Source organism: Shewanella cyperi (assembly GCF_017354985.1).
Lineage (GTDB): Bacteria > Pseudomonadota > Gammaproteobacteria > Enterobacterales > Shewanellaceae > Shewanella > Shewanella cyperi.
This window is the reverse complement of the sequence record NZ_CP071501.1, coordinates 4,031,337-4,046,406: the sequence shown is the minus strand read 5'-3', so window position 1 is coordinate 4,046,406 and position 15,070 is coordinate 4,031,337. Positions and strand designations below refer to the sequence as shown.

Genomic DNA, 15,070 nt, shown 5'->3' with positions numbered 1-15,070 from the left:
CGAATGACGGTAAATTTTTTAGCCTTTGTTCTCGCATGAACAATCAAAGGCTGTTAGCTTTGGGAGGAATATCAACCAAGACAAAGGGAAATTGCATGAAAATTTTGCGAAAAAATCGCATTGCCAGCGCTCTGTTACTGGCTCTCGGTGGCATGGGCAGCTTTACTGCATTGGCAGCAGACAAAGTCACTGAAGTGGAGGGGATTACCGAATATCGGCTTGATAATGGCTTGAAGGTATTATTGTTCCCCGATGCGACCAAGGAAACTGTCACAGTCAACGTTACCTACCATGTGGGCTCCAAACATGAAAATTATGGTGAGACGGGCATGGCGCATCTGCTTGAACATATGGTGTTCAAGGGCAGCCCCAATCATAAAGATATCCCTTCGGAGTTGAGCTCCCACGGTGCCAGACCAAACGGTACCACCTGGACAGATCGTACCAACTATTTCGAAACCTTTGCGGCCACCGAAGAGAATATTGATTGGGCGCTTAGCATGGAGTCTGACCGTATGGTCAATTCCTTTATCGCCAAAAAGGATCTCGACACTGAGATGACTGTGGTGCGTAACGAGTTTGAAAAGGGTGAAAATAGTCCCATGCGTATCACTCTGCAGCGCATGATGAGCACCGCCTTTGAATGGCACAATTATGGTAAGTCAACCATTGGTGCCCGCTCGGATTTGGAAAATGTCTCCATAGAGCGTCTACAGGCATTTTATAAGAAATATTATCAGCCAGATAATGCGACCCTGATAGTTGCGGGCAAGTTTGATTCCAAGGTCATGCTGGGCAAGATTGAATCCAAATTTGGTGCAATACCCAAACCTCAGCGCGCCTTGGAACCGCTTTATACCCAAGAGCCGGCTCAAGACGGTGAGCGTCAGGTGACAGTGCGCCGCGTTGGCGACGTGCAATTACTGGGAAGCATGTATCATGTGCCGCCAGGTGCCCACGAGGACTATGCTGCGATTGATTTGCTGAATGAAATCCTCGGTGCTACTCCCAATGGCCGTTTGCATAAGGCCATGGTGGAAAACAAGTTGGCGTCTTCGGTTTATGGAATGGGTTTCCAATGGCAGGAACCGGGATTGGCCATTTTCATCGCTGAATTGGATAAGGCCGCCAATATAGATAAATCACAAAAAGTGTTCCTTGATACTTTGGAGTCTATACAAAGCCAACCTATCACCGAAAAAGAACTTGAAACGGCCAAACGTACGCTGCTGAAAAATCTGACCTTGGCATTTAACTCATCGGAACGCGTTGCCCTTGAATTGTCTGAATGGCTTGGCATGGGCGATTGGCGTTTGCTGTTCTTAAATCGGGATCGTTTGGAGAAAGTCACGCTGGCCGACGTGCAGCGGGTGGCAGAATACTACTTGGCTCAAAATAACCGTACCTTGGGGCGTTTCATTCCAAGTGAAAAACCTGAGCGGATAGAGATTCCCGCGGTTGCTGATGTGACAGCCATGGTGAAGGACTACAAGGGACGTGAGCTGGTGGCACAAGGCGAAGCCTTTGACCCTTCTCAAGACAGCATTGACAGCCGAACCCAGACTTTGGTGTTGAAATCGGGCACTCAGGTGGCATTGCTGCCAAAGAAAACCCGGGGTGAAACCGTGGTGCTGCGCATGAATGCCCAGTTTGGTGACCTGTCCAGCCTGAAAGGAAAGAATACCGTCGGCGAAGCCGTGGGTGAAATGTTGCTGCGTGGTAGCAGCAAGTACAGCCGCGAACAAATTAAAGAGGAACTCGACAAGTTACAGGCCAATCTCCAGATTGGTAGTGGCAATGGCAGTTTGTTCCTCACCTTGGAAACCACAAAGGATAAGCTGACTTCTGTCTTGGCTATAGTTACGGATGTGCTACGAAATCCAACATTCCCGGAAAAAGAGTTTGAGCAATACAGGGCCGAGGCCAAGGTAGCCATTGAACAAAACTTGCAGGATCCCCAAGCGCTGGCTTTCAACGCCTTCAGCCGACACCAGAGCCCCTATGAGAAAGACGATCCAAGACACGTAGGCAGTTTTGAAGAACAGTTGGCAGAGCTCGATGCCCTAAACTTGAAACAGCTGAAGCAGTACCACAAAGAGTTTTATGGCGCCAAGCAGATGCAAATTGCGGTGATTGGTGACTTTGACACGCAAACAACCCTTAACAGCCTTGAGAGCCTGACCAATAACTGGAATGGCAAGCGGGATTATCAGAGGATTGATAGCCCATACCAGAAATTGGATGCCAATCCGATCAGCTTTAATACCCCAGATAAAGAAAACGCGACTTTCGTCGCCTCATTGCAGCTGCCGGCCGGTGATACCAGCGTCGATGCTCCGGCCTTAACATTAGGCAACTATATTCTCGGCGGCGGTTTCCTCAGCTCCCGTTTGGCTACGCGACTGCGCCAACAAGATGGCCTGAGCTATACTGCCGGCTCTTTCTTGCAATTTGAAAGTGAGGACCAAAGGGCCATTCTTGGAGCCTATGCCATTTGCGCACCGCAAAACCTGAACAAGGTAGAGACAGGCTTCAAGGAGGAGATTGCGCGTCTGCTCAAGGATGGATTTACTGCGGACGAAGTAGCAGCGGCCAAATCCGGATTGTTACAAGGACGCAAGGTGAGTAGAGCCCAAGATAAAGAGTTGGTACGCACCTTAAGCAAGAATCTCAAGCTGGAGCGAAGCATGGACTTTGACAAGGATTTTGAAGCCCAAATTCAAGCACTGACGGCAGAGGATTTGACGAAGGTGTTCCGTAATTACATTAAAGTCGAAGATTTTGCTCTGATAAAAGCGGGTGATATTAGCAAGGTTGAATAACAGACCTATGAATTAGGGACCTTCGGGTCCCTAATTCATTCTTATCTGTAATCAAAATTACAAAATTTATAATATCAGTTTCTTATGCTTTGTCGTGGCAATTTGCAGATTGTGAATCACACCTTCCCATGATAGTTTTGCCCGTCATTTCTTCTTTTAATGGACTAACGATGAAAACATTGACTGTTAAGCCTCTTCTTTTTGCCTTGGGTATTGCTATTTCTGTTGCCATTCAGGCAGACGAATTCAGCGATGAGTATCAGAGTTATCAATCAGCCAGTGAGGCTGGAGATTACGCCAGTGCAGTAAGCCATGGTTTGAAGGCCTATGAGTTGGCGGCGACAAAATATGGCAAGGAAGACCTGCAGTACGCCGCGGTTGGTCTTAATTTGGCTGCGGCCATGGGACAAGATCAGTCCCAAGGCTTTCGTGGACATTGGGACGAAGCTCATGCCATAGCCCAAAGCAGTCTTGCCAGTTTTGAAAAACACTATGGTAACAATGCCATTGAGCTGATTGATGCCCTTAGTATCACAGCGGACGTGTCCAGAAATAATAAAGAGGCCCGGAACCTTTACCGACGGGCGCTTGCTATAGCCGAAAAGGCCAAAAATCCTCAGCTATTGGCCCTGACCCAGATGACGGCGTTTGAGCGTCTGACAGGAACTGAGTTTTATGACAGAGAGGTGCTGGCTTACATACGTGATGCCCAGCAATACTTCAGTGCCAATTTGCCGGAAAATGCGACCGCCAGGGTGAAGGCCAACTATTTGCTCGCCAATGCCGAGTTGGGCAATAAGCAATATTCCAAGGCAGAGCCCTTATTTCTGGACGTGATAAAGCAGTATGAATCTTTGAATTTCAGTCACCCCTACGCCTTGGCAGCGCGCACCCGTTTGATAGAAATATATGAACATCAAGGGGAAGAGGATAAGGCCACCGAACAGTGTCAGGCAGTAGGAAAAATGCGTCCCTGGAATGATAACCAGGAGCAGGTACCTCTGTTGCAGATTGCGCCCAAGTTTCCTGTTTCTGTCGCCAGGCGAGGAAAAAGTGGGTGGGTGAATATTAGTTTCACCATTGCTGAAAATGGTAAGGTCAGAGACCCTAAGATTATTGACTCCAGTGGTGTGAAAGCCATAGAAGAAGCATCTCTTTTAGCTTTGAAAGATTGGCGTTATGCCCCCAAGTTTGTTGATGGTAAACCTGTCGCCGCCGAAAGCACGGTGCGCCTTGATTTTGAGCTGGCAAAATAATCTCCATCCTTTCACCTTGAGGCCGGTACTGTGAATTAACTGTGCCGGCTATCCATACTCGCCAACCTTTCCCGATGCCGTGACTTATGAACAGATCCCGGGAGGGGTCTATACTCTTCGGGATACGTTTGCGATCGGCAAGGTCACCCCTTTCATAATCAGCGGCAGCAAGGTGTTATGTTTTACCAAATAGAACATACCGTTGGCTCCACCATTTACTTCGTCATTTGTATTTTGTTTATCCTGGTCAGTCGGATACCCAGAACCAATGACGGTGCCAGGCTGTGGGCAGCAGCTATCTTCTTCGCACTGTTGGCGCGGCTGTCTTTGCTACTGCACGCACAGCAATCAAATCTCGAACTTACCTTAGTTAGTTATGCTGCTTTGATTGTGCTGGAAAAAGCGCTGCTGGTGGCTGGTGTGCTGCAGTTTTATGGTTTGAAGCCCGGGCAGGTTTGGCTGTGGGCAGGTACCTTGGCGGCAGAGCTGTGGCTGTTGTTGGTGTTGCTGACCGACATACCCTTGTGGGCCGGGCGAGCCAGCTTGGTGATCTTTAACCTGGTGTACCTTGGCTGCTTTGCATTTGTCATTGTGAAGCACAGACAAATGATGCCAATTGTTTTCATGACCGCGGCAGCTGTGGCAGCGGCCTTGTTGACGCTGCACTGGCTGTCCTACCCCCTGATGTATCTGATGCCAAGCTGGCAGTTACCGGGATTTATGATTGGCACAGGTCTGACTCTGGTGTTGTATCTGGCACTCTTGGCCGCCATTTTGTTCAGCTTGCAAAAGCGCTTGCTGGATGCAGAGGAAAAAGCATTGGAGCTGGCCCACCACGATCCCCTTACCGGACTCAAAAACAAAAGGTATTTGCACAATATTTTTGAGAAAGCCGTGCTGTTGGCAAACCGGCCCCACCAATTAATGGCCATTTTTTATATCGATCTGGACAATTTCAAACCCATCAACGACAAGGCGGGCCACGGTACCGGAGATGAAGTGTTGAAGGTGGTGGCGGAGCGGCTCAGGAGCAGTACCCGAAGCACAGATATTTGCGCCCGGATCGGCGGTGATGAATTTATCATCATAGCCACGCAGTTGGAAAACCATGCCCAGGTACAGGAGGTGGCCAATAAGTTGGTGACTCAGTTGGCTGAGGATGTTGTGATTGGCAACAAAGCTTACAGCCTGGGGGCCAGTATAGGTATCAGTCTGTACCCAGAAAACGGCAATGAATTAAAGCAACTAATAGAGCAGGCCGACGCGGCCATGTACCAAATAAAGCAAGCCGGAAAGCGGGGCTATAAATTTTGCGATTCAGATCCAAGATCGCACTGAGACACCAGCAATCATAGGGCTTGAGCCTGCTTTTACATCGTCAGGCCTGGTCACTTTTTAATCAATGTTCAACTATACTCATTCCACTGTATCGGCGCCAATGTCGAGGCTTGCTGCTATTTCCCTGTGGAAGGAGTGTAACTATGAACGCGGCCAAACGCATCGTCATCTGTTGTGACGGGACCTGGAATGCGCCGGATGAGAATCCGACCAATGCGGTGAAAATGGTTCGAGCCATCAGGCCCATCGCAGCCGATGGCAAACATCAGGTGGTGTTTTACGATCAGGGGCTGGGTATCAATCCCATCAGTAGATTGATTGCCGGCACCTTGGGTTATGGCATGAAGCGCAATGTGCTGAATGCATACCGTTTTATTGTCCACAACTATCAACCGGGCGATGAGGTGTATGTTTTCGGCGCCAGCCGCGGGGCCCATACTGCCAGGGCGCTGACAGGCCTGATTGATGCGGTCGGTCTGGTGGCCAGAGAAGATTTAGGCAAGCTGTCGAAAATTTACCGCTATTACCGCACGCCGGAACACAAGCGCACCGCCACCCACTATGAAGGCAATATTCGTCCCGACATACGCATGTTGGGGGTGTTCGATTCCGTCGGTGCCCGTGGTGCGCCGCTGCCGCTGCTTAATCGTTTAACCCGCAGTTGGATTGGCTTTTACGATACCCAAATCAGTCCCTCGGTGAATAATGCTTTTCAAGCCCTGGCCCTGGATGAAAGGCGACACAATTATCAGCCGGATCTGTGGGCCGGCTCCCAGCTCGACAAGCAACACATTGAGCAGTGCTGGTTTGTCGGCGCCCATGCCGATGTGACCGGTGGCTATGAAGAGTCCGGGTTGTCCGATATGCCATTGCAATGGATGGTGAATAAGGCGCAAGCTCTGGGGCTGGACTTTGATGAGCACTATTTGGCTCACCATTGCAAACCGGATCTCAAGATGACTGCCCACAACTCCTATTCCTGGAGTTACCGAATGTTGGAAAAATTGGGCGCCAAACCCGAATTGCGGCAGGTTTACGGTGATCCCCAAAGTTCACCCATCAATGTCAGTCTTCATGCCAGTGTCAAGCAGCGTATGGCCGAAGGCACATACATGCCTGGCAATCCTGAATTGGTTAGCGAGTCGGAAGTGCCACAGCATGAAGAGGCCGTTGCCAAGTCAGATGTGCAAAATACCCGCGAGGCAGATCGCCGAGCTCAGGAGCGTTTCAAGGGTGGCCACATCCAGGCCATGCTGCACAAGGATAAGATGGATGCCAGTTGCCAATTGCTGGACTTCAGCAAAGAAGGCGCCCGTATTCAGTATCAGGGCGATCTGCTGGTAGGTGACAGGCTGTCACTGGACAGTGAATTGACAGGTCCAACCAAGGCTAGGTGCGTCTGGAAAAATGGTGCCAGCTATGGTTTGAGATTTGCAGCCTGATCTACAGCTGCCCGGCCTGGTGCGGTCGGGCAGCTGATGCGCATTTGGATGTTTGGACGCGCGCCCTCTGGTAACTCCCATAATTGAATGACGCTGCTGAGTTCGTCCTGGCTGCCAAGGCCATATTCAACACATAAATACACATTTTTGTTTGCAGCTCCCTGCCGACAATGGAGTAGACTTTTCTGCGTTGTCGACTCTTGCAATATAAGTTGAAATATAACGATAAAAGGAACTACAGATGTTGAACCGTATCGCAGCGGCCTTGCTGACAGGCGCAACAGTATTGGGGGGCGTTGCTGCCATCCCAAGCCAGGCACAAACGCCGGTCAATGCCATGGCAAGCCAAAGCCTGGCAGGTATTAATTTGCAGGCCATGGATTTATCGAAAAAGCCCGGTGATGATTTTTATAACTACGCCAATGGCGAGTGGATGAAAACCACCAAGATCCCGGATGATCGCTCCAGCACAGGCGCATTCCTGGTGGCTTTCCTGGAGACAGAAAAGCACAAGGCCGAGCTTATAGATGCGCTGGTTAAGGCCAAGCATGCCCCCGGCAGTGACAATGCCCGCATCGCCGATTTTTACCATGCTTATCTGGACACGGCCGCCATCGATGCCGCCGGTATGAAGCCGGTGCAGGCCGATCTGGCCCGCTTTGCGGCCATCAGCAACAAGGCCGAGCTGTCGGCAGCCCTGGGCGCCAACCTGCGCGCCGATGTGGACCCACTCAATGCCACCAACTACTTCACCGAAAACCTGTTCGGGATCTTTGTAACCCAGGGCCTGTCAACGCCGGGCGAAGTCTTGCCCTACATGTTGCAGGGTGGTCTGGGTCTGCCAGAGAGGGAATACTATCTGTCCGACGATCCCAAGATGCAGGAGATCCGCACCGCCTACCAGGCTTATATCGCCAAATTGCTGCAGACCGCGGGTATGGAGGATGCCGAGGCCCGTGCCAAACGGATTTATGCCCTGGAGCTGAAGATTGCCCAGGCCCATGTCAGCCGCGAAGACAGCGAAGATTTCAGCAAGTCGTCGGCCATCTGGAGTCGTGCTGACTTTGATGCCAAGGCACCCGGTATCGACTGGCAGGCCTTTATGACGGCGGCGCAGCTGGGCAAGCAGGGTCGCTTTGCCGCCTATCACGCTCCGGCCATCACGGCCCTGTCGGCCCTGGTGGCGTCCGAGCCACTGCAATCCTGGCAGGATTGGCTGGCATTCCATCAGATCAACAGCCATGCAGACGTGCTGCCTACGGCTGTGGATCAGGCCCACTTTGACTTCTATGGTACCACCCTGTCCGGTACCCCACAGCAGCGCAGTCGTGACAAGCGCGCCCTCAGCGCCCTGGATGACTATTTGGGCGATGCGGTCGGCAAGGCCTATGTGGACAAGTATTTCCCTGCCTCGGCCAAGGCCAAGGTCAGCGACATGACCAAGCAGATCATCGCCGCCTTCCACAACAGGGTTGAGCAGATAGATTGGATGGCGCCAGCCACCAAACAGGAAGCCCTGGCCAAGGTGGCATCCCTGGTGGTGAGTGTGGGTTATCCCGACAACTGGCGCGACTACGGCCACTATAAGGTCAAGGCCAGCAATGCCTATGCCAACCAAATTGCCGGACAGCAGGCCGAGTATGCTCACCAGCTGGCCAAGATAGGTCAACCCCAGGACAAGGGCGAATGGTGGATGACGGCCCAGATAGTGAACGCGGTCAACCTGCCGGTGCAAAACGCGCTTAACTTCCCGGCCGGTATCCTGCAACCACCCTTCTTCGATCCCAATGCCGATGATGCCTACAACTATGGCGCCATAGGTGCCGTGATAGGCCATGAGATCAGCCACAGCTTCGACAACAACGGTGCGGCCTTCGACAGCACAGGCGCCATGCGCAACTGGTGGACCAAGGAAGACTTTGATCACTTTGCCCAGCAGGGTAATGCCTTGGCAGGCCAGTTCGACGCTTACCAGCCGTTCCCGGATCTGCATGTGAACGGCAAGCTGACCCTGGGTGAGAACATTGCTGACGTGGCTGGTCTCGCGGCCGCTTACGATGCGTATCGTGCCTCCCTCAAAGGCAAGGAAGCACCGGTGATCGACGGCTTCAGCGGCGATCAGCGCTTCTTCATCGGCTATGCCCAGACCTGGGCCACCAAGATGCGCGAACCGGCCATGCGCCAGCGTATCGCCACCGATGGTCACGCCCCCGGCAACTACCGCGCTCTGACGGTGCGTAACCTGGATGCCTGGTACCAGGCCTTTAACGTTAAGCCCGGTGATGCCCTGTATCTGGCCCCCGAGGACAGGGTCAAGATTTGGTAATCCTTGGATTAACCCATTAAAAAAGACCGCCTTGATGGCGGTCTTTTACTAGCTATCTCCTTACACATGTATCTGGCTGTGCATGTTTTGGCCTTCATATAAGGGGGCGCTACCAGGGCAACGGCGGTGGCACAAGGCGTTTGCCCCTATAACCCGGCACTGTGCCAAAGCGCGGATCTTCAGCCAGCCACTGGGCCTGGGCTTCGGCGATTTCTTCCTTGCTGTGGCCGACAAAGTTCCACCAGATGCTGACCGCATCGCTTAAGGGCTCGCCACCCAAGAGCAGCAGGCGGCAACCCGGCTGCAGTTCCAGTTCGACACAGTCCCGCCCCAATCCCAGATAGGCCAGCTGATTGTCGCTGAACGCCTCATCATCGACGCTGAATTGGCCCTCCATCGGCATCAGGCCGTATTCGAATCCGGGTTGCAAAGGCAGCGACAAGCTGACCGGCGTTTCTGCCGTGGCGGGCAGATACAGATCCATACCGAGGATCGGGGAAAAGTGCAGCACGGGGGCCTGGTGTTCCAGCCATTGACCGGTCAGCAAGGTAAATTCGACCCCGACCTCGGTCCAGCGCGGCAGTGAGGGGTAATGATCGAAGCGTGGTTGGGTATCCTTGTGGGCCAGCGGCAAGGCAATCCACAGCTGGGCCGCGTGTACCCGGCGATGACCCGGCACGGCTTCTTCGGTGTGGGCTATGCCATAGCCGGCGGTCATCAGGTTGACCTGACCCGGGCTTATAACCTGGGCGCTGCCCAGGCTGTCGCGGTGTAATATCTCCCCCTCCAGCATCCAGGTGAAGGTCTGCAGCCCTATATGGGGGTGAGGACCCACGTCCAGTGCCGGGCCATCGGTGACCGGGCCTATATGGTCGAGGAAGCACCAGGGGCCAATCAGGCGCCTGTCCTTCTGCGGTATGGCGCGGGCCACGGGAATACCACCCACATCGCTGATCCTCGGCAGGATGCGCTGAATTTGCCTGCGCCCCTCGTTACTGGGGCACTCTCTTGGGCCGCCATAAAATTGCGGGGATTGACGTTCACTCATGCTGACTCCGGTTTGCCAGGGGATACCTTTAGCCTTACTCAAAGCTGCGCTATTGGCAAATACCCACTGGATTCAGGATTTGCTTGCCGTCCTGGCCAGAATGACCAGCAATATGCCGCCGAGGATGGCGATGCTTGCCAGTACCAGTCTCAGGCTCAGGGATTCCCCCAGAAAAACTATGCCGCCGAGGGATGCCAGCACGGGCACGCTCAGCTGTACGCTGGCGGCGGTACTGGCTTTGAGTTCGGGCAGTACCCGGTACCAGATGGCATAGCCTATTCCTGATGCCAGGGCGCCGGAGGCCAGGGCGTATCCTATGCCGGGGTAATCCCAAGAAGTGTCGCCGGGCCAGATAAGGCTGAACAGCAGAGCGGGGACCAGGGCATAGAGAAAATTTCCGGCGTTAACCCGCAGCGGATCGCCACCTTTGCGGCCCCGCAAGGAATAGATGCCCCAGGCGATGCCCGCGCTGAGCATCAGCAGCGCGCCCACCAGTGGCGGCGCTGCCAGCCCAGGCAGCAAGAGTCCGACAAGGCCGCCAAAGGCCAGAACCAGCCCCAGCCATTGGTACAGTGTCAGGCGCTCACCACGTACCAGCCCCACTCCTATCATGGTGAATTGCACCGCGCCGAACAGGATCAAGGCCCCCATGGCGGTGCTCAGTTGCAGATAAGACAGGGAAAAGCCGGCGGCATACACCCACAGTGCTAGGCCGGAAAGCCAATTGCCGCGCCCCGGGGCACCTTGCCTGTTCAGTCTGGCTATCAGTCCCAGCATCAGGGCGCCGGACATCAGCCTGAGGCTGGTAAAACTGGCGGCATCTATGCTGGTTTGACTCAGGGCGGCACGGCACAACAGCGAATTGCCGGCAAAGGCACACAGGGTCAGCAGGGTGAGCAGGGTTAAACGCAGGGGCGGCATTGGAGTTCCGAGATTTCGAACAGGTGCAGCAAGTATAGTTAAGGCTTTGAATGATAAAAAAGCCGCCCAAAGAGAGGCGGCTAAAAGCTTGGCTGGTTTGAGTTAGTGCCATTGGGCCTTGTTTAACTCGATCTTTGCCTGCTCAGCTGTCATGACTTTAGTTTGACGTGCTGACTTAAGGCTTTCGGGTAAGGGAAGTGGGCGTTCGGCCAGCTTGAACAGGGTGCGGTTGTCCATGTACTGAGTATCGTTGTCGTAATAACCACTGTAGTAATGGTGTGTATGGAACACACCGTATTGCTCATCCTTTTGCCCCAGCAGTGACCAGGTTCGATCATGGACTGTAACGCAGTTGCCTTCCGGATGGCGGCAGCTGTTGCTATAGGAGTAATGTATATCGCCGTTGTCATCCTGTACCTTGACCATGGTACGCAGGATGCGAATGCCGCCATCGCTGCGCGCTTCCCAACTGCCATACTGGATGGAAAACTCCTCGTCATTAAGCTTGCCATCACCGTTCCAGTCGTCGGCACTTATGGTTTCGGCATCTCCGTTTTCATGGAGCTCAAGCCAGAAGGCACTGGGCTCGCCATTAAATATGGCGTTGTCATAGCTGTAAATGCCGGGAATATCGGCCACGGCCCAAACGGGTGGTTGGGTGAGCAATTTACCCTGGCCAATGGTGTAACCCCAGTCAAAGTTTATGCCATCGTCACTGACTTCCAAGGCGTAGCGGTCCAGAGCCTGAGAATCATCCAGCAGCACAAAACGCACCTTGGTTTCACCGAAACTCAGCACCATTTGGCCGTCAACCAGCTGCCAGCTATAGCTGTCTGGGCTGAATTCAAAAGTGCCACTGCCATCAGCAGCCAGGTGTAAAACCTCGGTACTGATATAGGAATCTCCTCTGTGCTCCTCTGTTGTGGGTACTATCATATGCCCCTCTCCACTGTGACTGATGGGCTTAATGGCACTGGGCTTAAGGGCTGTCAGACTGGCATGTGATTGTTGGATTTCGTCTTCAAATTCGCCATTGGGGAAATGCCATTTTTTTACATCGGTAAACGCGAGCAGATCCCCGTCTGCTGAACTTTGCAAGCGCCGTATTTCGGTGCGCACTGGCTCAGTTTCCACCAATACATTGCGTGTTTGATTCTCAACTACTCGGCTGATGTAAAATCGCTCGCTTTGTGGATTGCCATCATAAATCAGGGTTAATACACCCTCAGCCAAGCTCCAATCAAAGTGGGAATCTCCTTGGGTGCCAGTGCCTGTAGATCCTTCGGCATTGGTCGCCTTGAACTTCAATACACTTCCACTGTGCAATGTGCTTTGTGGCATCAGGTAATAGGTCTCAGGCACCACAAAGGCCGATTGGGTATCAACCAAGTTGGGGTCTTCAAAGATTTCCTGCTGGGCATCTGCGTATTCAGTGCTTTGTTGCACATCTTCCACGTAGGCCTGGGTTTGCTCCGTATTGGCTACTAATTCCAGGGTATTACTGATCCCCTCGGGTAATCCCAAATCCGGGTTGTCGGCAGATTTGTCTATGGCGACCTTGATGGCTGTGGCGAGTGCCAGGACTTCGTCGGGATTCAGGTTAGCAGAAAGTGTTGCGAACTGCTCACTGCTGCTGATGGGTTCATTGTTGTTGGCCAGTTTGGCCAAGGCATATTGGGCCGTGGTCACGTTGGTGACGTTTACAGCAAAATGATCTTCCGCACTGACTATGCCATCTGCACCTGCAAGTTGATTGAGTTCCGACACGCTGCCAAGCAAAGATATCAGACCGGCATTGGTTTGCTCACCAACCCCCATGGCCACTATGGTGACAAAGGCATTGGTTTCCGAATCGTCCAGTAGTAATTCAATGCTGTAATTGCCATTTTCATCGGCAGTAGCATCAACAGTGATCTCTCGCCCACCTATGGTGACCTTAATCTGAGCGTTTTCAAGAGGCGAATCGGTGGCCATACCTTGCAAGGTAAAAGCAAGGGTAAGTGGGTTAACCTTGACCTCAGTGCTGGCGCTGGCGGTGGCGCCGTCGTCGTCTGTGACTGTCACCTTTAGCGCTACTGTGTCCCCCTCAAGCCCCACCTCAGGAGCGGTAAAGCTAGGGGTAGCAGTGTCTGCGCCGGTCAGTGCGATATCATGGCTGCTGGTCACTTCCCAGAGAAAAGAAGCTATTGTTCCATCTGTGTCTGTGGCTGAAGCGCTTAAATTGACTTCGGCTTTTTCATTGACAGTCGTATTGGCCAGGGTGACTGTGGGCGCCTGGTTAACCGAAACTTCCGGGTCTTTGCCATCGCTGCCACCGCATGCGGCAAGCAGCAGGCTACAGGACAAAAGCGACAATTTGAATTTATGCGTGAGTTCCATCGGTAAAATTCCTTTTCGAGTCGGCGATATATAAAAGGTGGGATTGAGCCTATTGCCTATTTCCACGAGACTTTGATGTCAGCCAATTAATACTTATTACCCAACTGGAGTTGCCAAATAAGTCATGTTGGCCGTACACCCTGAGCGCAATATTGTTAATACTAAGTTGCTACCGCTTGCAACTGTGCTTAAAATAGACACGGAAAGAGTATCTAACACTTTGATTGCGAATAAATATTATGGACAGAAGCGTTCTTGAGATGGAGCTCAATAGAGTCCTGCAAACCACGGGTGTCAGTAAAAAAAGTTTCATACGCCAACATGGCTTCAAGGAATCGACTTTTTACAAAAAGTTATCCAACCCTTTGCTTTTCAATGAAATTGAATGCCGAAAATTGTCTCTGGCATTAAATTTGGATTTTCTGAATTACGATCAATTTCAGCAGCAATATTTACTGCCTCCCCTTATTCAAGACGAGATAGAAATAGAGCCAAGTGGAGATGAAAATCATGCCAAAGTTGCAGGCTTGTTTTATGGGGTGGTCATTGGCGTTGTGATATTCATCACCTTGCTGTGGATCTGGTTGGCCAATGGATTTCCGGTCAATGCGGACACTAAACAGGTTGCTGAAACAGAGCGGTTTGAATGGACTTTTGAAGGTGCAGGAAAAGATATAGACAAGCATAACTTCATAGAGCTAAACAATTTTCATTCGGCTATGTATCAGTATGAATTTCACAACGCCAAGGTCAACATTGATGGCGACAAGGTGCGATTAATTGCCGATATGTACTATTTCCCAAAGGGCAAGCCCGAACGACGCCAACAAGCCCTGTTTGAGGCCAATGGTGAGTATCTTGGCGATAATGCCGCCCTAAGTTATCGGGCGACCCTGGTTGGTGGTTCTGCCAAGGAAATCTGGATTGGCGTGGCCATGCTAAGAATGCCCCGCAGTGGCCCCGCCAATGGTTATTGGTTGACCATTCATTACGACAAGGACATTAATGGCGGTGGTCCCTTTGCGCTTGGAACCTTTGATGTAGACAGGGGCAACCGGCGATGACGTCCTGTCATTTTTGACAAAGGAATGAACATGATAGATCACTTAAGCAGCTATGCTACAGACTATGAAGTTACCAAGGCTTTTTATCAGGCCGCGCTGGCTCCCCTTGGCTATCCCTTGGTGCTGGAAGAGGTGGCCCATTGGAACCCCGATTGGCCTACCCAGCGCATGTGCGCTTTCGGTCCGGACGGCAGACCGGTGTTCTGGGTGATCGAGAGCAGTGAGGCGGCAACCCCCAGACATACCGCCTTTGCGGCCCGTGATCGGGCAGCCGTGAGCGACTTTTATCATGCGGCCCTGGCTGCCGGCGGTGCAGATAACGGCGCCCCAGGGCTCAGGCCCCAGTACCATCAGCACTATTTTGGCGCCTTTGTGCTCGACCCCGATGGCAATAATGTTGAGGCCGTTTGTCATCTGCCCGGCTAGTGGTGTGGCGGAATGGTTTTGTGTATATCGGGGTAAGGCCACTATTGG

The 15,070-nt window shown here is 52.4% G+C and carries 10 protein-coding genes; 7 read left to right on the top strand and 3 right to left on the bottom strand.

What is annotated here, in order from left to right; genetic code table 11:
* The first annotated feature begins 95 nt into the window (after positions 1-95).
* From JYB84_RS17970 to JYB84_RS17950, 5 genes are all read left to right on the top strand, one after another.
* Positions 96-2,822 carry a M16 family metallopeptidase gene (locus JYB84_RS17970; RefSeq protein WP_207321368.1) on the top strand — a complete coding sequence of 909 codons (2,727 nt, stop codon included), beginning with the start codon at positions 96-98 and terminating at the stop codon, positions 2,820-2,822.
* Positions 2,823-2,992: 170 nt separating this feature from the next.
* Complete coding sequence (locus JYB84_RS17965) at positions 2,993-4,078, top strand: energy transducer TonB (protein ID WP_207321367.1); 1,086 nt, start codon at positions 2,993-2,995, stop codon at positions 4,076-4,078.
* Positions 4,079-4,255: 177 nt separating this feature from the next.
* Positions 4,256-5,416: a GGDEF domain-containing protein gene (locus tag JYB84_RS17960; RefSeq protein WP_207321366.1), complete on the top strand. Its 1,161-nt coding sequence runs from the start codon at positions 4,256-4,258 to the stop codon at positions 5,414-5,416.
* 143 nt (positions 5,417-5,559) lie between these two features.
* Positions 5,560-6,858, top strand: coding sequence for a phospholipase effector Tle1 domain-containing protein (locus JYB84_RS17955; RefSeq protein WP_207321365.1), 1,299 nt, complete (start codon positions 5,560-5,562; stop codon positions 6,856-6,858).
* A gap of 241 nt (positions 6,859-7,099) precedes the next feature.
* Positions 7,100-9,184 (top strand): M13 family metallopeptidase, encoded by a 2,085-nt coding sequence (locus JYB84_RS17950; protein ID WP_207321364.1) that lies wholly within the window; start codon positions 7,100-7,102, stop codon positions 9,182-9,184.
* A 109-nt stretch (positions 9,185-9,293) separates the two neighbouring features.
* Here the strand turns inward: JYB84_RS17950 and JYB84_RS17945 are convergent, their stop codons facing one another.
* From JYB84_RS17945 to JYB84_RS17935, 3 genes are all read right to left on the bottom strand, one after another.
* Positions 9,294-10,232 (bottom strand): pirin family protein, encoded by a 939-nt coding sequence (locus tag JYB84_RS17945; protein WP_207321363.1) that lies wholly within the window; start codon positions 10,230-10,232, stop codon positions 9,294-9,296.
* Between the two features lie 72 nt (positions 10,233-10,304).
* A complete protein-coding gene (locus tag JYB84_RS17940) occupies positions 10,305-11,153 on the bottom strand; it encodes a DMT family transporter (protein ID WP_207321362.1) in 849 nt (282 codons plus the stop codon).
* 102 nt (positions 11,154-11,255) lie between these two features.
* Positions 11,256-13,532: a PKD domain-containing protein gene (locus JYB84_RS17935; protein ID WP_207321361.1), complete on the bottom strand. Its 2,277-nt coding sequence runs from the start codon at positions 13,530-13,532 to the stop codon at positions 11,256-11,258.
* A gap of 239 nt (positions 13,533-13,771) precedes the next feature.
* Here JYB84_RS17935 and JYB84_RS17930 point away from each other — a divergent pair, with 239 nt between their 5' ends.
* On the top strand, positions 13,772-14,596 hold the full coding sequence (locus JYB84_RS17930; protein ID WP_207321360.1) for a hypothetical protein: 825 nt from the start codon (positions 13,772-13,774) through the stop codon (positions 14,594-14,596).
* 30 nt (positions 14,597-14,626) lie between these two features.
* Positions 14,627-15,022, top strand: coding sequence for a VOC family protein (locus tag JYB84_RS17925; protein WP_207321359.1), 396 nt, complete (start codon positions 14,627-14,629; stop codon positions 15,020-15,022).
* Positions 15,023-15,070: the final 48 nt, after the last annotated feature.